The sequence below is a fragment of the Microbulbifer variabilis genome (assembly GCF_052468405.1).
The window spans coordinates 3,111,431-3,131,427 of sequence record NZ_CP174343.1 but is presented as its reverse complement, the minus strand read 5'-3'; the positions used below and the strand labels follow the sequence as shown (position 1 = coordinate 3,131,427).

Annotated in this window: 20 protein-coding genes; 8 read left to right on the top strand and 12 right to left on the bottom strand. The window is 51.2% G+C overall.

The window, feature by feature from the left end; genetic code table 11:
• Nucleotides 1-75: 75 nt before the first annotated feature.
• From ACJJJB_RS14310 to msrB, 4 genes are all read left to right on the top strand, one after another.
• The gene (locus ACJJJB_RS14310) at nt 76-678 is read left to right on the top strand and encodes a Maf family protein (protein WP_020412572.1); all 603 of its coding nucleotides are present in this window, start codon (nt 76-78) and stop codon (nt 676-678) included.
• Complete coding sequence (gene rng / locus ACJJJB_RS14305; protein WP_020412573.1) at nt 675-2,162, top strand: ribonuclease G; 1,488 nt, start codon at nt 675-677, stop codon at nt 2,160-2,162. Before ACJJJB_RS14310 ends, rng begins: the two co-directional genes overlap by 4 nt.
• 81 nt (nt 2,163-2,243) lie before the next feature.
• Nucleotides 2,244-6,476 carry a YhdP family protein gene (locus ACJJJB_RS14300; RefSeq protein ID WP_445365073.1) on the top strand — a complete coding sequence of 1,411 codons (4,233 nt, stop codon included), beginning with the start codon at nt 2,244-2,246 and terminating at the stop codon, nt 6,474-6,476.
• An 86-nt stretch (nt 6,477-6,562) separates the two neighbouring features.
• The gene (msrB, locus tag ACJJJB_RS14295) at nt 6,563-7,096 is read left to right on the top strand and encodes a peptide-methionine (R)-S-oxide reductase MsrB (protein ID WP_445365072.1); all 534 of its coding nucleotides are present in this window, start codon (nt 6,563-6,565) and stop codon (nt 7,094-7,096) included.
• A 100-nt stretch (nt 7,097-7,196) separates the two neighbouring features.
• Here the strand turns inward: msrB and yjgA are convergent, their stop codons facing one another.
• The 12 genes from yjgA to ACJJJB_RS14235 all read right to left on the bottom strand — a co-directional run bounded on the left by yjgA (nt 7,197) and on the right by ACJJJB_RS14235 (nt 16,638).
• Nucleotides 7,197-7,709, bottom strand: coding sequence for a ribosome biogenesis factor YjgA (yjgA, locus tag ACJJJB_RS14290; RefSeq protein ID WP_020412576.1), 513 nt, complete (start codon nt 7,707-7,709; stop codon nt 7,197-7,199).
• A 79-nt stretch (nt 7,710-7,788) separates the two neighbouring features.
• Complete coding sequence (gene mgtE, locus ACJJJB_RS14285) at nt 7,789-9,156, bottom strand: magnesium transporter (protein ID WP_020412577.1); 1,368 nt, start codon at nt 9,154-9,156, stop codon at nt 7,789-7,791.
• 107 nt (nt 9,157-9,263) lie between these two features.
• Nucleotides 9,264-9,533, bottom strand: a complete 270-nt coding sequence (locus ACJJJB_RS14280) for an HPr family phosphocarrier protein (RefSeq protein WP_020412578.1) — start codon at nt 9,531-9,533, stop codon at nt 9,264-9,266.
• A gap of 24 nt (nt 9,534-9,557) precedes the next feature.
• Entirely contained in the window at nt 9,558-10,415 is an 858-nt protein-coding gene (gene rapZ / locus ACJJJB_RS14275; RefSeq protein ID WP_020412579.1) for an RNase adapter RapZ, read from the bottom strand.
• A gap of 133 nt (nt 10,416-10,548) precedes the next feature.
• Nucleotides 10,549-11,010 carry a PTS IIA-like nitrogen regulatory protein PtsN gene (gene ptsN / locus ACJJJB_RS14270; RefSeq protein WP_020412580.1) on the bottom strand — a complete coding sequence of 154 codons (462 nt, stop codon included), beginning with the start codon at nt 11,008-11,010 and terminating at the stop codon, nt 10,549-10,551.
• Nucleotides 11,011-11,013: 3 nt separating this feature from the next.
• Entirely contained in the window at nt 11,014-11,304 is a 291-nt protein-coding gene (gene hpf, locus ACJJJB_RS14265; RefSeq protein WP_020412581.1) for a ribosome hibernation-promoting factor, HPF/YfiA family, read from the bottom strand.
• Nucleotides 11,305-11,491: 187 nt separating this feature from the next.
• Nucleotides 11,492-12,949: an RNA polymerase factor sigma-54 gene (locus tag ACJJJB_RS14260; protein ID WP_445365071.1), complete on the bottom strand. Its 1,458-nt coding sequence runs from the start codon at nt 12,947-12,949 to the stop codon at nt 11,492-11,494.
• Nucleotides 12,950-13,140: 191 nt separating this feature from the next.
• Nucleotides 13,141-13,866: an LPS export ABC transporter ATP-binding protein gene (gene lptB / locus ACJJJB_RS14255; RefSeq protein WP_026304998.1), complete on the bottom strand. Its 726-nt coding sequence runs from the start codon at nt 13,864-13,866 to the stop codon at nt 13,141-13,143.
• A gap of 99 nt (nt 13,867-13,965) precedes the next feature.
• The gene (gene lptA, locus ACJJJB_RS14250) at nt 13,966-14,442 is read right to left on the bottom strand and encodes a lipopolysaccharide transport periplasmic protein LptA (protein WP_245556673.1); all 477 of its coding nucleotides are present in this window, start codon (nt 14,440-14,442) and stop codon (nt 13,966-13,968) included.
• A 58-nt stretch (nt 14,443-14,500) separates the two neighbouring features.
• Nucleotides 14,501-15,067: an LPS export ABC transporter periplasmic protein LptC gene (lptC, locus tag ACJJJB_RS14245; protein WP_020412585.1), complete on the bottom strand. Its 567-nt coding sequence runs from the start codon at nt 15,065-15,067 to the stop codon at nt 14,501-14,503.
• Complete coding sequence (locus ACJJJB_RS14240) at nt 15,067-15,606, bottom strand: KdsC family phosphatase (RefSeq protein WP_020412586.1); 540 nt, start codon at nt 15,604-15,606, stop codon at nt 15,067-15,069. Before ACJJJB_RS14240 ends, lptC begins: the two co-directional genes overlap by 1 nt.
• Nucleotides 15,607-15,666: 60 nt before the next feature.
• Nucleotides 15,667-16,638, bottom strand: coding sequence for a KpsF/GutQ family sugar-phosphate isomerase (locus tag ACJJJB_RS14235; RefSeq protein WP_020412587.1), 972 nt, complete (start codon nt 16,636-16,638; stop codon nt 15,667-15,669).
• Between the two features lie 390 nt (nt 16,639-17,028).
• Here ACJJJB_RS14235 and ACJJJB_RS14230 point away from each other — a divergent pair, with 390 nt between their 5' ends.
• The 4 genes from ACJJJB_RS14230 (at nt 17,029) to hisG (ending at nt 19,996) form a co-directional block, all read left to right on the top strand.
• Nucleotides 17,029-17,682: an MlaC/ttg2D family ABC transporter substrate-binding protein gene (locus ACJJJB_RS14230; RefSeq protein WP_353376024.1), complete on the top strand. Its 654-nt coding sequence runs from the start codon at nt 17,029-17,031 to the stop codon at nt 17,680-17,682.
• Nucleotides 17,683-17,769: 87 nt separating this feature from the next.
• Nucleotides 17,770-18,003 (top strand): BolA family protein, encoded by a 234-nt coding sequence (locus tag ACJJJB_RS14225; RefSeq protein WP_020412589.1) that lies wholly within the window; start codon nt 17,770-17,772, stop codon nt 18,001-18,003.
• A 42-nt stretch (nt 18,004-18,045) separates the two neighbouring features.
• A complete protein-coding gene (gene murA / locus ACJJJB_RS14220) occupies nt 18,046-19,308 on the top strand; it encodes a UDP-N-acetylglucosamine 1-carboxyvinyltransferase (protein WP_020412590.1) in 1,263 nt (420 codons plus the stop codon).
• A gap of 58 nt (nt 19,309-19,366) precedes the next feature.
• Complete coding sequence (gene hisG / locus ACJJJB_RS14215) at nt 19,367-19,996, top strand: ATP phosphoribosyltransferase (RefSeq protein WP_282952644.1); 630 nt, start codon at nt 19,367-19,369, stop codon at nt 19,994-19,996.
• Nucleotide 19,997 lies beyond the last annotated feature (1 nt).

Here is a 19,997-nt window from a genome sequence, read left to right as displayed (position 1 = left end):
CAATGTAAAAAATTGATCATTTTTCGATCGATATAGCTATAATCAGCCGCTGGCCCACAGGGAATATGTAGTACAGTGACAAATACCACCACATCAAACCGTCTCCTGCTCGCCTCGGGTTCCCCGCGTCGCGCCGAGCTTTTGACGCAGATAGGCGTCTCTTTTTCCCAGTTAACACCTGCTGTTCCCGAGCAAAAGCAGTTGGCTGAGACTCCCCAGGAATATATTCAGCGATTGGCCCACGATAAGGCTACTGCTGGCCTGGGGGGCGTGGAAGGTGTATGGGCCCTGGGCTCTGATACGGTGGTACTAGCCGGGGACAAGGTGCTGGAGAAACCGAAGGATTACGCTGACTTTGAATCCATGATGTTGTCTTTGTCCGGTACTGAACACTCGGTATTGAGTGCGATCTGTCTGCGTAGTTGGGAGCGTCAGTTTAGCCGCGTGGTGGAAACACGGGTGCGCTTTCGTCACTTGTCGAAGGCGCAGATTGAAGCTTATTGGAGTACTGGTGAGCCTGAAGATAAAGCCGGAGGCTATGGTATCCAGGGAATGGGCGCCGCACTGGTTGAGTCTATTAGCGGTAGTTATAGCAATGTGGTTGGGTTGCCCCTGGAGGCACTGGTTCCCATGCTTGAGCATGCGGGTATCCCTTACTGGCAGGAGAACCAGTCTTGAGTGAAGAGCTTTTAATCAATGTTGCACCTACAGAGACCCGCGTTGCCCTGGTGGAAAATGGCGTACTGCAGGAGGTCTATCTCGAGCGTAGCGCGCGAAGAGGAATAGTTGGCAATATCTACAAGGGCAAGGTGATTCGGGTTCTGCCAGGTATGCAGGCGGCATTTGTGGATATTGGGCTGGAGCGGGCTGGATTTATCCACGCTTCAGATATAGCCCCTTTAGATGATGAGGGGATGGAAGCGCGGGATGCCGAAGTGGCAGATATCCGCGCTTTGGTACGCGAGGGACAGTCCCTGGTGGTGCAAGTGGTCAAAGACCCGATAAGTAGTAAAGGTGCGCGCTTAACCACTCATTTGTCAGTATCTGCGCGCTATCTCGTGTATATGCCCCAGACTCGCCATATTGGGATTTCCAATCGTATTGAGGATGAGGGTGAGCGTGAGCGTTTGCGCCAATTGGTAGAAGCTGCTGTATCTCGTCTTGCCGAAGACGGGCTTTCAGCAGATGGCGGGTTTATTTTGCGCACCGTGGCTGAAGGAGTGAGTGAAGAGGAGTTACTCAGGGATATCCCCTTTCTTTATAAGTTGTGGGGCGAGCTGGATCAGCGAATCAACGAGCGCCCTGTCCCCTCGGTAATCTACGAAGACTTACCACTGTTTATGCGCGCATTGCGTGATCTTGCGCGCCCCTATACAGAGAAGATTCGTATAGACTCCCGCGAGGCACATGGTCGCGCCGCGGAGTTTGCCGGCAAATATGCACCGGAAATCGCTGGCCGTCTGGAACACTATCCCGGTGAGCGCCCACTGTTTGATCTCTATGGTGTGGAAGAGGAAATTCGTCGCGCATTGCAAAATAAGGTGACTCTGAAGTCAGGTGGGTATCTTATCGTCGAGCAAACGGAAGCGATGAGCACTATTGATGTGAATACCGGCGCATTTGTCGGCCATCGAAATCTGGAAGAAACTATCTTCAAGACCAACCTGGAGGCGGCGACCGCAATTGCCCGGCAGCTGAGACTGCGTAATCTAGGAGGCATCATCATTATCGACTTTATCGATATGAAGGACCCCGAGCACCAACGCCAGGTATTGCGAACACTTGAAAAAGCACTGGAGAGGGATCATGCCAAATCCAGTATCACCGGTGTCTCAGAGCTGGGTTTGGTTGAGATGACGCGCAAACGCACGCGTGAATCCCTCGGGCAGATACTTTGTGAGCCCTGTCCAGTATGTGAGGGGCGTGGCACATTGAAAAGTGCTGAAACAGTCTGTTTTGAAATTTTTCGTGAGATCATCCGTGAGGCGCGCGCTTACGACAGCGAAAAAATTATGGTGCTGGCAAGTCAGGTAGTCATAGACCTTTTACTCGATGAGGAGTCGGCTAATGTTGCCGACCTGGAGGAGTTTATTCGCCGTCCTATACAGTTTCAGGTTGAGCCTATCTATAACCAGGAGCAGTACGACATTGTTCTTGTGTGAGTTACCAGTTGTTTTTCCTCTGATACCTGGCAATGAATGCAACGGTGTTCATTGTCTTCGTGCGCTCAGGGGAGGGTGGTAATGGTTGTGATTCGCTGGCTCGCCCGCAAGTTTTGGCTGCTATCGGTTAGCCTGGTTATTGCCCTGGCGATCCTGGTTCAGACCGGCCGCTTGTTGTCCCCTCAGGTCGAAGAGTACAGACCGCAGATCAGCAGCTGGCTGTCAGAGCAGCTAGGGGTAACGGTGCAAATGGACCGGATTTCCCTGCGCTGGGAAGCCCTGGAGGTAGCACTGCAGCTAGATGGTTTACGCTTGGGGGAAAATGGTGAGCTGCGAATGGGGCACGGCCTTTTCCAGCTGGACTTGCTCGCCAGCCTTTGGAATCGCGAATTGGTGTGGAAAGATCTTCAAATGCACACTTTCGCCGCCGGCCTCAGCCGGAATGCACAGGGAGAGTGGCGCCTGGATGGCTTTCCTGATATTTCCCTGAAGCCTGATGGTAGGGTGGTTGCCGACCCCAAGGCAGCGGACCCTGCGCGATTGTTCCAGCTCAGCCCCAAGATCCAAATTCAGGATGCTGCAATCACGGTTCGGCTCCCCGATGACCAGCTGGCCGAGATTAACCTGCCGCAGATACTACTTGAAAACCAGGGTGATTTTCACCGCCTCGTAGCCCGTGCGTTTATTTCCCGTGAGGGAGAGATTGAGGATACGCATTCTGAAACCTTGCGATTAGTTCTTGAGGGGCGCGGTAACCCTCGGGATAAAAAGCGCTTCTCCCTGCGTGGTTATATGCAGCTCAATGAGCTGTTACTGGATGAAGATATCGTTACCCTTCTGCATGAACTGACTCCACTGCCAGATCGCTTTCACTGGCATGGGCGCAAATGGGCAGATGGTCGCTTGTGGCTTCACAGCGATGCCAAAAATGGCTATCGCCTGGTGGGGCAATTAGACCTCGCCCAAGTCGAGAAGCTGGACAGCGTACTAGATGACAGTGCAGAAGCCACTATCGCAAATGACCATGTTATGAAGCCGCTGCGGGCTTTCTCCGGCGATCTATCTGGACATTGGCTGCCCGGTGAACGTTGGCGCCTGGCTTTACAGGACATCCAGATCGATTGGCAGGATCTGCAGATGCCGCCACTCAATTTGCAGGTCAGCAGTGATCAGCAGGGATTATCTATGAGTGCCGATGTTGTCGATCTGGCGGGCTGGAGCGATATTCTCAAAAACCTGGATGTGCTCGAAGGGGCTGCTGATGATTGGTTGCGAGCCTTGGAGCCTGGAGGTGAGTTGCGCCGGGTCCAGCTGTTGCGCAGCCCGGAGGGGGCGGTCAGTTTGCAGGCCAACCTGAAGGGTGTACAAGCCAAGGCATTCCGGGGGGCTCCTGCGATTACCAATTTGACTGGTTACCTTGAGCTTGAGGGTGCAAATGGCAGGGTAGAGCTAGATGGCTCAGCTTTTACCGCACACTTCCCAAATTTATATCGAAATACTTTTTCATTTGACCAGGCCAGTGGCACTGTGGCTTGGAACCTGGACAGGGATGCAAACGAGATCAGCATATTGTCTGGTCCTCTACGGCTTGATGGTGCTTTAGGGGAAGTTAATGGCCAGTTTATGTTATCCCTGCCTGTCAAAGCTCAGAGCCGACCGACAGATCTAGTGTTGGCTCTATCTTTACATGATGCTGCCGTTACTACCCAGGAACAGTTGGTACCAACGACTGTTAGTAAGGATCTACGCGACTGGCTCAATAAAGGACTGGGTGCAAAAAATTCCGGGCGAGTGGAGAGTGCTGCATTTATCTATCGAGGCAGTAGTTATCGAGCAGATGGAAAAGAGGAGTCACTGCAGGTTCTTGGGGCTCATCGTAATCGCCAAACTATACAGTTAGCAGCGGATTTTACCGAGGCTAGCTTGAAGTATGCTGAGGAATGGCCTTCAGCTAAAAATGTCGATGGGCGCTTGTTACTGAATGATGGAGCTGTTTCTGTTGGTGCGGTAAAGGCCAAACTTTGGAACATTGATGCCAGCGATATTTTCGTTGCAGTTGCCCCCCTTGCCGGGAAGGGATCGCGCTTGGATGTGCAGGCCCAGCTTTCCGGTCCTGCAGCTGATGGCCTCCGGCTTCTCAGGGAGTCCCCTCTGCGTCAGCAGTTGGGTAGTGGGTTTGATGATTGGCATTTGGCGGGAAATATTGCCGGCCAGCTGAATTTGACTCAAGCCTTGGGGGGAGCTGACCTGAATAGCAGCCAGCATGTAGATTTGCAGTTAAGTGATGGGGAGCTTGAGCTTAAGAACCTTCGTCTGCAGACACAGGAGCTGTCTGGGGGTGTGATTTATGATAGCGAGAGAGGGCTTGCAGGTACACGGGTCAGCGGCACACTTTGGGGCAGACCTGTCAGCGCACATATCCGTCACTTTGGTAAGGGAGCTTCCAGGGACACACAGGTTGTAGTGGATGGTAATGCCGACATTGAGTCAATTTTTACCTGGAGCCAGCGACCCGAGCTGAAATGGCTGGATGGCGATATGGGCTACCAAGCCCTGATCACTATACCTGCCAAAGCAAAGGAAGCCCCCTATGCAGCAGTTTTTGAGCTTACCTCCAACCTGGCGGGTATCAATGTCAACTTACCTGAACCTTTAGGTAAACCCGCTGAAGTAAAGACCAATTTTGTTCTGCGGGCGCCGATTGGTGACCAGGGCAGTTTATTCCACCTGAACTACGGTGAACATCTCCAGGGGCAGTTCTGGCTGGTACAAGGGGAACTTGATCGTGCCTCTATCGCCCTGAATGCCGAAGCTAAGCTCCCCGCCGAGCGTGGGTTGTCCATCACCGGTGATATTTCCAATATCGACCTACCCCGCTGGGAGAAGTTACTGGGTGTATATCGTGAAGCCCCCCCTTCTGCCGGAGATGGTGTTCTAAAACCTGGAGTTGAGGTTCTGGAGGAGCAGGCGGCGAGTGTATTCGACTCTGGCAAACCGGTTACCACCATAAATCTCGATGATCAAATAGCAGCTTCCGCCGAAGTTTTACCAGTGAGCCTGGATCTCAGTACCGACCGCTTGCAGTTGGGGGCTGTTGATATTGAGCATATTCATGTTACTGGCAATGGTGTGGGGGCTGATTGGAAGCTGGATTTCGATAGTGAGATGGCTGCAGGCGAATTGAAAGGCACTTTGGGTGGAGAGACACCTCTGAAGTTGCAATTGGCCCATTTACGCTTGCCTGCCCTTGAGAAAAAGAGTGAGCTTCAGCAGGACCCCTTCTCTCTGGAACCCTTCGCTGAGGAGGCCCCTGATCCATGGGCAGATTTCGATTTCCAGGTCTTGCCGGCTATTGATTTTAGCACTGAGAGCTTGCAGCTTGGTGATGAGGAGCTGGGGCGCTGGTCCTTTAATGTACGCCCCTCCAAAGAGCGTTTGGTTGTCAGTGATATTCGCGGTAGTGTGCGTGGTTTCCGTATTGAAGGGCGCGGCAAAGGTGGGGAAACTCTTGGTGCGCAGTTGATGTGGATGCGCGATGCCGAGGGGAAGAGTTCTTCCCAGTTTATTGGTCGCCTGGCGGCCGATGATCTCGCTGATATCCAGCGTACAATGGGACATGAGCCTCTTATTGAGAGCAAGTCCGCCAGCTTTGATACCGCCTTGCGCTGGGACGGATCTCCAGCCCTGGTCAAAGGCAGTTTGCTCTCTGGGGAGCTTAAGATTGATATCCGGGATGGGCGTTTCCTTCGCTCTACAGGTACGGCTGGCTCTACGGTGTTGCGCCTGTTATCTCTTTTTAATTTCGATACCTGGGCGCGTCGTTTGCGTTTGGATTTCTCTGATCTTTACAAGAGCGGTATGGCCTTTGATCGGGTTCGCGGGGAAGTGGTTTTTGAAGGGGATGGACAGCTGTTGATTGCGGTGCCTATTCAAGTGGAAGGGCCAACCAGTGAGCTGCAGATGGCTGGCAGGGTGAATCTGTTGCGCGAGGACCTAGATCTTACCCTAGTGGCAACTTTACCGGTAAGTAATAACCTTGCTCTGGTCGCTGCACTGGCAGGAGGACTTCCGGCTGCTGCAGGGGTATATCTAATTAGTAAGGCTTTCAAAAAGCAGGTGAAAAAAGTGGCCAGTGTTAGCTATCGTATCAGTGGCGACTGGGCAGATCCACAAATGCGTTTTGAAAGGCTGTTTGATGGCGGTGGTGCCGAGCGCCAGGGAGCTGCCTCATTAAAAGATAAAGTTGAGGCTGTGGAGGAGGTGGGCTCGGGGGGGCCATCTACGCCGCCAATAAGTACTGGTGCAGGAAGCTAGCTGTCACGATTTTTCTGAACTGCATCCACTTCAAGGCGCTCTAATCTTAGGATAACGGCAACGCGCTAGAGAATGGAGTTTTGCAAATGACGAAATCTCAAATACTCGGCCCCCTGTTGGTGGTAGCCGTGGCATTATCGGCATGCTCCGAGGCCGATGACCAGCGTATCCAGACGATGACCGTAGGAGAGGCCAAGGAGAGGATCTCCGAAGGTAAGGGGCTGGAACAGATTCCCAAATCGGTGTGGAAACAGATTCTGCCTGAGGATCGTTACAAGGTCCTGTGGAAAAAGGATACTGAGCGAGCCTTTACTGGTAAGTTACTCTACAACGAGGAAGAGGGGACTTATGTAACAGCTGGTTGCCGCCTGCCGGTGTTCAGCTCAAAGCACAAATATAAGTCAGGTACCGGCTGGCCCAGTTTCTGGGATGTGGCATATCCGCAAAATATAGTCTTAAAAGACGATTTTAGTTGGGGCCTGCGCCGTACAGAAGTGCTGTCAAAATGTGGGGAGCACTTGGGGCATGTATTTAAGGATGGTCCGGCACCGACACAACTGCGTTATTGCCTGAACTCCCTTGCCTTAGATTTTGAGCCAGCAACTCTAAACAAGCAATAATTAGCGATTGTTGCTAAAGGTCTTTCTGGGATGGTGGCTTGGTAAGCTGGGAGGGACTCGGGGCGGGAGAAATACCACCCCGGGCAGCTACTCTGGGGTATCAGGTATCCTGCATAAAAAAGTCGCGTAAGTAGCGGAACAATTTACGCTGATTTGTGGGGGGCTTATTGTTTTTAACCTCTCTTTGGGAGTCCCTTACCAACTGACGCAACTGTTGGTGATCCACTTGCGGATACTGATCAAAAAAAGAACCTTGGGCACTGTTCCCACCTTCAAGCAGGCGCTTGCGCCAATCCTCTGCCATTTTATCGAAGTGCAGGTGACGTTGGTCCCGCTCTTTGAATTTCAGCAAAACTGCCTCAATAGCTTCATGATCGCTACTGCGCATAAGTTTGCCGATAAATTGCATCTGGCGGCGGCGGGCCTCGTTAGATTTGATTCGTGCCATGGTATCTATGGCATCGCGCAGATCTTCATCCAGTGGTACTTCAGCAAGTTGGGCCTTAGATAGCTCAGTCAGTTGTTTGCCCAACTCCTGTAATTGGTGCATTTCCTGTTTGACCTGAGTTTTACTCTTTGGCAGGTCATCCTCATAATCATCGTTTTCGTACATCTCAAATTCCGCACGTTAACCGGGGCTTTCCCGATTTTGCTCTAACCAGAGGCATTGTGCCACTGGGATATTTCACGTCTCAGCCAAAATACCAGGTGGCAAGGCCGAGGAAAGACATAAACCCTACAACATCGGTGATGGTAGTCAGGGCTACGCCACCTGCCAGCGCTGGGTCAATACGCATAGCTCGCAAGGCTACAGGTAATATTGCGCCCGCCGATGCGGCGGTAAGCAGGTTAATTACCATAGCTGCGACAATGATAATGGCGATAGTGATATCGCTAAACCAGAGTGCGGCAATAACCCCCATAACCAGTGACCAGAGTAAGGCATTCAGGGCAGCTGAGCCCAGCTCGCGGGAGAGTAGCCAGTTCAGGTTACTTTTACCAATCTGTCCGAGTGCCATGCCCCGGATGACTACTGTGAGAGTTTGGCTGCCAGCAACGCCCCCCATACTGGCAACGATCGGCATTAACACTGCAAGTGCCACCACTTTTTCCAAGGTATTTTGGAATAAGCTGATAACCCAGGATGCGAGCAGGGCAGTTAGGAGGTTTATGCCCAGCCACAAAGCTCTCCTTCGAGCAGTACGCCTTACCGGGGCAAAGGTGTCCTCTTCTTCATCAAGGCCGGCCAGACTCATCAGTGAGTGATCGGCATCTTCGCGAATTACATCCACAATATCGTCAATTGTGATGCGGCCCAACAGGCGGTTATCCTCATCGACCACTGGCGCGGTGATCCAGTCGTACTTCTCAAATAGTCGGGCAACTTCGGTGTCGCGCATATCTGCAGGGATAGGTTCTACGTCGGTATTTACAACCTCGCGAACTGTTACTGATGGATCTGTAGTCAGTAGCTTTGATAGTGGCAGTAACCCTATGTACTGTCCCTTACGATTTACTACGAATAAGCTGTCTGTGGATTCTGGCAGTTGCTCGTGGCGACGCAGGTAACGAAGAACCACGTCTAGGCTAAGGTTAGGGCGCACAGAGATGGTATTGGTATCCATCAGGCCGCCGGCGGTGTTCTCATCGTAGGCAAGAACACTTTCCACTCGCAGTCGGTCGGTCTCGCTCATAGAGGAGAGAACTTCCGAGACAACACGCTCGGGAAGTTGCTGGAGGATATCAGCGATATCATCCGCATCCAGCCCCTCCATGATCTCCACCATCTCCTCGGTATCCATGGTGTCGAGGATCTGGCTGCGTACCTCATCTGTCAGCTCTTGGAGTACCTCACCTTCTACATCTCGCTCAATTAAATTCCAAAGTACCTGGCGAATGCGGGGAGGGGAGCTTTCTAGTAACTGGGCAATGCTCTGGGGGGTCAGGGTTTTGAGCATGCGCCGGACTTCCTGCCCAGTGCCGCTATCGAGCGCGGCAAATAGCTCGCTGAGCTGATTTTGGGCTCGGAATTTAATTTCGGCTTGAGGTGGGCTGGACACGACTAATCCTTACTACTTAGCGGTGATTGCGGGCTGAGGTCGCTTGGGATAAGTGGCGATTTTATGCCCATGGCGGGACTCTATCTAGAGGGGGCTATTTTTGCAAACTACTCGGCTTCGCCAAAGCGTTCTGATACCAAATCACTAATAGCGCTCACCGCATCGTCTTCGTCACGGCCTTCAATCTCCAATTCAAGCTCCGTTCCCTTACCAGCGGCTAGCAGCATAAGCGCCATTACACTCTTTCCGTCGACTGATTTGCCCTGGCAGTGTACTTTGACATCTGCAGAGAATCGCGCAGAGGTCTGGGCGAACTTACTGGCTGCGCGGGCGTGTAGACCGAGCTTGTTGATAATGGTGAGGCGCTGTTTTTGCATAAGTGCGTCTAAGTTAACTGGATGTTACTTCTGCTCACGATGCCGGATCTGAACGTTATTAAACTGTTTTGAAAAAATCTTGGCCAACTGCTCCACCATATATACAGAGCGGTGGCGACCGCCAGTGCATCCAATGGAGATGCAGGTATAACTGCGATTGCTTTTTTGGTAGGAGGGCAACCAGTTATTCAGGAAGCTGGTGATATCCGCCTGCATTTTACCGGTTTCAGGGTGGCCTTGTAGGTATTCGGCAACCTCGGGGTCCAGGCCGGTTTTCTGTCTCAGGCTTGTCTCCCAGTAAGGGTTTGGCAGGCAGCGTAAGTCAAATATCAGATCCGCATCTACGGGAACCCCGTATTTAAAGCCAAAGGATTGGAAAAGGATTGCCATGCTCTCTGACTTTTCACCTACTACCCGGTTTTTCACGAGTCCACGTAGCTCGTGCAAACTGAGATTGCTGGTGTCTATCACCATGTCCGCCATCGCAGAGATCGGTGTGAGTAGTTCCTTTTCCTGGTTGAGTGCTTCTAGTAGGTGGGTGCAGTCATTGCTAAGAGGGTGTTTCCGCCGGGTTTCACTGAAGCGCTGAACTAACACTGGTTCACGGGCGTCGAGGAAAATAACATCGCACTTTACGCCGTTTGCACGCAGGGATTCAATTACCCGTGGGGCCTGTTTGATATCCTGCCAAAGATTTCGGGCGTCGACGCCAAGAGCCAGCTGAGTATCCCCTTCTGCCGGTTGCTCGTGAACCCTTTTGACCAGTTCTGGTAGCAGGCTGGTCGGTAGGTTGTCAATACAGTTAAACCCTTCGTCCTCTAATAACTGAAGGGCAGAGCTTTTTCCGGAACCAGAACGGCCGCTGATAATAACCAAGCGCATGGGTGTCCCCTTTCTAAGGTCTGTGTATCACTGATTTTTAAAATAACTGCATTGTGATTGATAGTGACAGAGTGGTTGTCATCAACATTAGCATTTAACTTCAGTTTACCCATGGGCTGGTTCACTACCTGGATCACGCGGCTGCAGCGCTATCTATGGCAAGTGCGTAGAGTTCGTCGCTGGTCTTGGCCTGGCGTAACTTATCTCTTACTACGCTATTGGAAAATAGCGCTGCTATCTCGGCCAGAGTTTCTAAATGCTGCTGTTCCGCATCCTCGGGGACTAGTAGAACAAATAACAAATCAACAGGCTGGCGATCGATGGCGTCAAAATCAATTGCAGGCTCAATGGTACAGAGAACGCCAATTGGTTCTTCACAACCAGGCAGACGGCAGTGGGGGATCGCAACCCCCTCCCCAATTCCAGTTGATCCCAAGCGTTCTCGGGCAATCAATTGGTTGAAGATGGTATCGGAGTCATGTTGCGGGTATTGTTCGGCAATAGCCTGGGCAATATTGAGCAATAATTTTTTTTTGCTACTCCCCGCCAGATGGCAAAGGCTCAGGCGGGGAGAGAGTAAAGCTTCCAGTGTCATAGTTCAGCGGTGGTTCTGCAACTTCTCTTTGTGCTTCTTCAGTTGGCGGTCCAGCTTATCAGTCAGAGCGTCAATGGCCGCGTACATATCCTTGTCTTCCGAGCCGGCACAGAGGTCGTGACCATTTATATGTACTCTGGCCTCTGCTTTTTGGATCAATTTTTCGACGGATAGGATAACCTGAGCGTTAGTAATATTGTCGTAATGCCGAGAGAGCTTCTCCAGCTTGCTTTCGCAGTAGCTGCGCATTGGTGAGGTAACATCGACGTGGTGACCACTAATGTTGATCTGCATGGATTTCTCCTAATCGGGTGCATCACATACCGGCACGTCTCCCTTTCGGGTCGCAACCCTACTAGGAAGTGGCCCAGAATGGAAGGATACACTCAAAGTTTGGAGTTTGGTTGCAGAGGGGTGAAGTGTGGTGCCAACGAGTTTGTGACCCAGGTTCTTAAGTTGGTCTAAAAGTCATATTTGTGGATCAGACCAGGCGTTTTCGCTCACTGGAAGAGGGAATTCCCATGGATTCCCGGTATTTTGCTACAGTGCGTCGCGCTACCTTAATGCCTTGCTGATCCAGTTCCTGGGTGATTTTGTTATCTGAAAGGGGCTTGCGAGGCGTTTCCGCATTTATAAGTTTGCGAATTAATGCACGAATAGCAGTGGAAGAGGCGTCTTCGCCAGAATCAGTGCTTACATGACTGGAGAAAAAGTATTTCAACTCAAAAGTTCCGCGAGGAGTGAGCATGTACTTTTGAGTGGTTACCCTGGAAATAGTAGATTCGTGCATGCCAATGGCTTCAGCTACATCCGCCAGTACCATAGGGCGCATGGCCTCAGGTCCCTCTTCAAAGAATCCCTGCTGTTTTTCCACGATGCAATTGGCGACCTTGAGCAGAGTCTCGTGGCGGCTCTGTAGGCTTTTTAAAAACCAACGTGCCTCCTGTAAGTGGTCGCGCAGGAAGTTGTTATCTCTGGAGTTGTCTGCCCGCTTAACCATGGAGGCATAGTGACTGTTAACGCGAATTCTGGGGGTGATCTCCGGATTTAAGTTTGCCTGCCAGCCTAGCTCCCTACGTGAAACAATAATATCCGGGGTCACATAGGTGGCTTCCTGCTCAGCGAATCTCTCACCTGGATTAGGATTCAGGGTTTGGATCAGCCGGATGACCTCGCCCAGTTGGGCTTCATTTAGACGTGTGCGCCGACTTAACTGACGGAAATCCCGCTTGCCGAGAAGGTCAAGGTGGCGCTGGATAATACACTGGGCCTGTTTTAACCATGGAGTCTCACCAGGGAGCTGCTGTAACTGCAGTAATAGGCACTCTTGTAAATTACGCGCTCCGCACCCAGCAGGCTCAAATTGCTGGATAGCCCTGAGCACAGCAAGCACCTCATCCTCCCCAACAGAAAGGGAGTATGCAATTTCATCAAGAGGTGTGCATAGCAAACCATTAGGTTCTATGCCATCTATCAGATTTTCTCCGATTGATTTGTCCAGCTCGGAGAGGGTGGTCAGGTTGAGCTGCCATCGCAGGTGATCCTGTAGACCGTCCGTAGAGGTATTGCGCTCAAAACTGGGGTCTTCGTTCTCGGTGCTACCGCTGTGGCTGGTGTATACGTCATCCCAGCGTGAATCTACGGGAAGCTCTTCAGGAATGCTTTGACTCCAGTCACTCTCGATGAGATCCCGCTCCTCTACGGTATGCTCAGTAGGGGAGGTGGCCTGTTCGTTAATAGGCTCCGCTTGTAGCTCTGAGATATCTGCGCTGGAAGCTATTTCGTCAGTTTCAGCCTCCAGCATCGGGTTGCTATCCAGGGCGGCTTGGACTTCCTGTTGTAAGTCCAAAGTCGAAAGCTGCAATAGGCGTATTGCCTGTTGCAACTGAGGTGTCATGGTCAGCTGGGTACCGAGCTTTAGTTGAAGAGACTGCTTCATATTGGGGTGCTGCAGGCTGAGATCACATGGAGGTATAAATAACCTCAGATGGCGCAGACTACCCCGGCCTAAAAAGTATTACAAGCAATAAGCATGCCGGTTAGATTGGCTACCTTATTGTTAAGTAGCTCTTTCGGCGATTAATTTTGTCAATATTCAAGATGTCTGGTGACAAATGTAGCGATCTGTCTCTAAATGGTAAATTCATGTCCCAAATAGACTTCGCGTACCTGCTGGTTGGCCAGCACCTCATCTGGAGTGCCCGCTGCAATAATATGACCCTCACTAACGATATAGGCAGTCTCGCAGATATCCAGCGTCTCTCGCACGTTGTGATCGGTAATTAAGACGCCGATTCCACGATCTCGCAAATGGCGGATTATCTCCTTGATGTCATTGACGGAAATAGGGTCCACCCCAGCGAAAGGTTCGTCCAGCAGTACGAAGCTGGGGTTTGTTGCTAGGGCGCGGGCAATTTCTACCCGACGGCGCTCCCCGCCAGAGAGGGCCATTCCCAGACTGTTTTCAATATGTGTGATATTGAACTCCTGGAGTAGCTCCTGTGCTTGCTGTTGGCGCTCGGCGCGGGTTAAGTCTTTGCGGGTTTCTAGAATGGCTAGGATATTATCCCGAACGGATAGGCGGCGAAAAACAGAGGCTTCTTGGGGGAGGTAGCCAATTCCCTTTCTGGCGCGGCCATGCATGGATAGCCGGGTTATATCCTCATCATCGATCAATACCTGACCAGCATCAGCCTGGACCAGGCCAGCAATCATGTAGAAGCATGTGGTTTTACCTGCACCGTTAGGCCCAAGGAGACCGACGACCTGTCCGCTAGAGACACTGACGGATACGTCCTGAACGACTTTTCTTTTCTTGTATTGCTTGGCTAGGTGTAACGCCTTCAGCGTTGGCATAGTATTTACCGAAATCTGTCCATGTTGCGAGCACAAACGCTCGCCGGTGAAGAGGGTGATAGATGAAATCTTTACTTTTTACGGCTCTGGGTAATGTCTTTACTGGCTGCCGTCGTTGCTTGGAGTCTGGCTTCCATCTTTTTTCTCTGGCTGCCAGATCATCTCTATCCGTTTGCCAGCTTGACCCTGGGCGCTCATTTGTTCGGTAGTTAGGTCGTAGTCAATTTTCTCTGCGGTTAAGGTGTTGCCGTCACGATCTACGTAGGCCTTCCCGGTAAGTTGTAGCTCTTCAGAGGCGACTGCATATTCGATGCGCTGAGCCCGTGCTTTTATCGGGTTCTCGCCTTCCAGTATTTTCTGTTGGAAGCGTGCAGGTTTGCCTAAGGCAATAACACGACTGATTTCCTTTTCCGGGGTGAAATAAACCTCTACTCGGTCCGCCTCTATCTTTAAAGAGCCTTGGGTTATCACTACGTTATTGTTATAAACCACTAGGTTGCTGCTTAAACCCGCATTCATCGCATCCGAGCTAATATTAATGCGCTGTTGGCGGTCTTCGGGGAGTGCGTTTGCCATTGACGTCGCAATCAGAAGCATGGTGAACGCGGAACTCTTGACTAGGTAGTGGCAAAGTTTACTTGGGATCATAGTTACTCTTTACATCGGATAGGATTTCCACCCGGTCTTCATTCAGGTATGCGCGCATTCCCTTTCCTTTAGTCTGGTTAGGACCGGAGCTAATAGTAACAATTTTGTCTGTTTCGGCGAATTCCTTATCCGGCAAAATAGTGATGCTTGATGTCTCCAGTTTGATACCACCAGGAGAAGGGAGTTCATCAATTTCTACATCACCACTTAAAACAACACGCTCACCACGGTTGTATGCTGCTCCCTGCCTGGACTCAGTGCGCCACTTCGGCTGGTCTTCCTGGAAGAAAAGCATTCGAGGCTCGGTGAGTTCGGCCCTGTCTCGGCGCTTGAACTGGTAATAGGTAATTTGTTCTGCATCAACTCGGTAGGCTAGATTTCCTTCCTCATTAAAATGACGAGTTTTGGCATCGCGGATTATCAAATCGGCAGCACGGCCCTGTTGTTGAGGCGTTGGACGGATTCCCAGCAACTGCTCCGGAGGGCTTTCGGAAAACCAGAGTCCTGCGCTGATGAGCGCTACCACAAATAAAAGTGGCAACCAGGTGCGCATCACTGCTCTCCGATATAAGGTGCTAAGGCTGCGTCAAAAGTACCCTGGGACAGCATGATGCGATCACAGACTTCACGGACAGCGCCCTCGCCACCTCGGGAACTGGTTATCCACAAGGCGCGGTCTTTCACAGGAGGAGCAGCATTGGGGGGTGCGATAGGGCAACCAATATGCGTCATCACCAGCAGGTCCGGGTAGTCATCGCCGATATACGCAATATCTTCAAGGCGACAGGGCTCATCAGCGAGTAGCTCTTTTAGTGCTGCAAATTTGTCTTCCCGGCCTTGGATCAGCTTTTTAATACCTAGGTCATGAGCGCGGCGTTCGACTACGCTGCTGCGCCTGCCTGTGATGATGGCTACTCTCACTCCAGAGTTCTGCAGCATTTTAATTCCATGTCCATCCAGCGTATTGAATGTCTTGAGCTCATTACCACTATTGTCAAAATATAGTTTGCCATCGGTTAGGACTCCGTCCACATCCAAGACCAACCAGCGCACCTTTTTAAGTGCAGAATTCAATTCTTTTTCAGAAATCACCGGGTATTCCTTACATGCTGTGATGGGCGATATTTTTTCGCTCAGTAACTTTTGATTATCTCAGATTACTCCGGCGCGGAGAATATCGTGCATATGTAATACGCCGATTGGGAAGTGTGCTTCGTCTTCTACGACCAGTGCAGTGATTTTGTAGTCTTCCATGATCCTCAAAGCTTCAGCAGCCAGGGTATCAGCTGAGACTGTTTTAGGTCGGCGGCTCATCACCTGTTCCATAGTGGCTATGTCCAACTCTATTTTTTGGTCAATAACACGGCGTAGGTCACCATCAGTGAAAACTCCGAGAAGTTCTCCTTTGGGGTCGACAATAGTTGTCATTCCGAAGCCTTTACTGGTCATCTCTAATAGGGCCTGGGATAACAAAGTATCAGTATGTACCTGGGGCAACTCATCACCTGCATGCATTACATCTTCTACTTTTAATAGCAGGCGTCTTCCCAGGGCACCGCCTGGGTGGGAGAACGCAAAGTCTTCTGCAGTAAAGCCTCTGGCTTCTAATAAGGCTACAGCCAAGGCATCGCCCATCACCAATGTGACAGTCGTTGAGGAGGTGGGGGCTAGATTCAGGGGGCAGGCTTCAGTTTGTACAGCAATGTCCAGGTTGACGTCGGCCGCTTGGGCAAGGGGGGAGTCTCTTTTACCCGTCATACTGATCATTGGAATACTGAGTCGCTTCAGCAATGGAAGCAGAGTCAGCACCTCTGCGGATGAGCCTGAATTGGAGATGGCAATTACCAGATCGTCGCGGGTTATCATTCCCAGGTCCCCATGGCTGGCCTCGCCTGGGTGAACGAAAAAGCTAGGGGTGCCTGTGCTGGCCAGTGTGGCCGCCATTTTACGGCCGATATGCCCGGATTTCCCCATGCCGGTAACAATAGCGCGTCCACGGCATTGTAAAATCATTTCACAGGCGCGTTGAAACTCACCGTTGATTCTTTTTTCCAGTTCAGCAACGGCTTCCACCTCCATGCGAACGGTACGCCGTCCTGCTTGTAACACTAAATCTTGGGTCATTGAGTACCTCTGGTTAAGCACTTTTGTTTGTCGGGGATATTGGTCAAAGTAGTTCTTCGCCTATGGCGCCTAAATTCACTTGCCAGGCTCTGGCGCCGGTGGCTTTGACCAGGTCACGGCTGTTGTCGTGCTAATCTATATTATTAGCGGGTAGCTGGCTCTGTAAGAGTCCAGAAATTGGCTCAGGGCATTAAATGACACGCTCGCACACCGCCACAACTCCGGGCGCGGCCATGGTATAGTCTGCCGCCGCCGCTGTCAGCTCTGTCACTCAAAGGACGATCGACAAGGCCTCAGGGGTTCCTATGGGACTTAAGGGCAGTGGCATCGTCATGGCACTTATTAAAGCCATGTGCGTCCAAGGAATGATTTGCTAATTGGAGATTATTTGTGAATACATCATTTTGGGCTGGTCGGTACGATTTCTCCCGGTGGCTTAGTTTTTTACTCTTCGCGTTAGTGGTTTCTGTCGCGGCTCCTGTGGCACACGCCAACCAAAACCCCTATAACATGATCGAGGGGGTTTCCCAAAAGTTGCTGGGTGTAATTAAGACAAATTCTCAGTACGCTAATTCTGACCCCCAGAGATACTACAGTGCGGTTGAGGGCGTTCTGGACCCAGTGGTGGATTTTGATTTTATTGCGCGTGGTGTTATGGGGCGTTATGCCAAGCAGGCCACGGCGACGCAACGCTCCCGCTTCACCAGTACATTCCGTCGTGACCTGGTGGCAACCTTCGCACGTGGTGTGGCAAATTTTGGTAATTTGGACGTGAAAGTTGTCAATCCTGGAACCCTTCCCTCTGGAAATCGGGTTAATGTTTTACAGGAAGTGCGCAGTGAAGAAGGCATCACCAAAGTATCCTATACCCTGGTACGTAATCGTGCGGGACAGTGGAAGTTGATTAATGTCATTCTGAATGGCGTCAATCTGGGCAAAACTTTTCGCAGCCAGTTTGCCCAGTCCATGCAGACCTACGGTGATATCGACAAGGTCATATCCAACTGGTCTGCTGGTGAAGATGTTGTCGATAAGGTGAGCTAGTTAGCGAACTTGGGGCGCGCAGCTGCGCGCTTTCCCCGATTCAAGTACACTTGCGTGCTGTTTTCTAACTCAACGCAAATCCCGCCTATGCAACCAGATGAAATCAAAGCCCTGATTGAGGGTCATATTCCCGAGAGTAATGTCGATGTCACTTTTGAAGGCAGTCACCTGCTGGTAACTGTGGTCAGTAGTGCCTTTGAAGGTTTGAGTCGCCTAAAAAAGCAGCAACTTGTTTATGCAGCGCTCAATGAAAAAATTGCCGATGGTACTCTTCATGCAGTACAGATGCAGACACTTACTCCAGAAGAAGCCAGTCGTTAACCTGTCGCTGTGAAAACAGCGACTCCCGAAATATGAGACCGAATGGATAAGTTAATAATAGAGGGCGGCAGCCCTGTATCCGGTACATTGCGAATTTCCGGCGCGAAGAATTCTGCGCTGCCTATTTTGGCTGCTGCCCTGTTGGCAGATGGCCCGGTACATATTCACAACCTGCCGCACCTTAATGACATCACCACTATGATCACCCTACTGCGCTGCATGGGTTGTGATGTCACAATTGACGAAAAGCTAGGTGTAGAGATAGATCCCCGTTCAGTCAATGACCTGACAGCACCCTACGAACTGGTAAAAACCATGCGGGCATCAATACTCGTGTTGGGGCCATTATTAGCTCGCCACGGGGTGGCAAACGTGTCTTTTCCCGGGGGATGCGCTATCGGTAGCCGTCCCGTAGATATCCATCTCAAGGGGCTGGAGGCTATGGGCGCCGAAATCGCAATTGACGGTGGTTTTATCCGTGCGCGTTCCAACGGCCGCCTCAAAGGTGCCAATATCGTCATGGAAAAAGTGACTGTGGGCGGCACTGAGAACTTGCTAATGGCCGCGGTGTTGGCGGAAGGTACAACCGTTCTGCACAATGCGGCGAGGGAACCCGAGATTGTCGATTTGGCAGAATTCCTGATCGCCATGGGCGCGCAAATTGAGGGTGTAGGCACTGATACTTTACGTATTCACGGAGTTCCAAAGTTAGCTCCCTGTACATTCACTGTCATGCCCGATCGCATTGAGACAGGCACCTTTCTGGCGGCTGCTGCAGCTGCACGGGGTAAAGTACGCTTATTGCACACTCGTGCTGATATTCTTGATGCCGTATTGCTTAAGTTTGAGGAAGCTGGTGCGCACTTGAGTTGTGGGGATGACTGGATTGAGCTGGATATGAAGGGGAATCGCCCCAAGGCTGTTAGCTTTCGCACGGCACCTTATCCGGCATTTCCCACAGATATGCAATCTCAGTTTACTGCGATGAATGCTGTGGCTGAAGGTAAAGGAGCAGTGGTTGAGACCATTTTTGAGAATCGCTTGATCCAGGTGCATGAGTTAAACCGCATGGGAGCCAATATTACCCTGGAAGGTAATACTGCTTTTGTTACTGGTGTGGAGAAGCTTAAAGGGGCTCCTGTAATGGCCTCTGATTTGCGTGCCTCGGCCAGTCTGGTAATTGCGGGTATGGTGGCTGAGGGTACTACTACTGTGGATCGTATCTACCATATTGACCGTGGCTATGAATGTATTGAGGAAAAATTACAGCAGCTGGGGGCGAATATTCGCCGCGTACCCGGTTAAAGGGAAACTCGCCGCCTCTTTTCTTGAGGCGGCTGCCAGAAAATAATCCGGTCTTATCATGACTATGCAAATCACTATCGCTCTGACCAAGGGGCGAATCTTGCAAGAAACCCTACCATTGCTCGCTGCTGCAGGGCTGGAGCCACTGGAGGACCTTGGCAAGAGTCGTAAATTGATTTTCCCAACCAACTGTGACGGTATTCGCCTGTTACTTCTTCGAGGTGTCGATGTGCCTACCTATGTGCAGCATGGCGCTGCGGATATGGGAGTAGCTGGTAAGGATACCCTGCTCGAGCATCATTCAGATGGCATCTATGAGCCTCTGGATTTGGGAATTGCTCGTTGTCGCCTCATGGCTGCTGGTGTGAAGGGTGCAACTTTGCCTAGCGGTCGGATTAAAGTGGCAACTAAGTTTGTGGAGAGCGCCAAGCGCCATTACGCTGCCAAGGGGCGTCAGGCAGATATCATCAAATTATATGGTGCAATGGAGCTGGCTCCACTAATGGACCTGGCTGATGAGATTGTAGATATTGTCGATAGCGGAAATACCTTGAAAGCCAATGGCCTGGAGGCTCGTGAGACTATTGCGCATATTAGTAGCCGTCTGATTGTCAATAAGGCAGCCATGAAGATGAAGTACAAGCCTATCAGCGACTTGATTGAGAAGCTGGCAGCGGCAGTTGCATAAA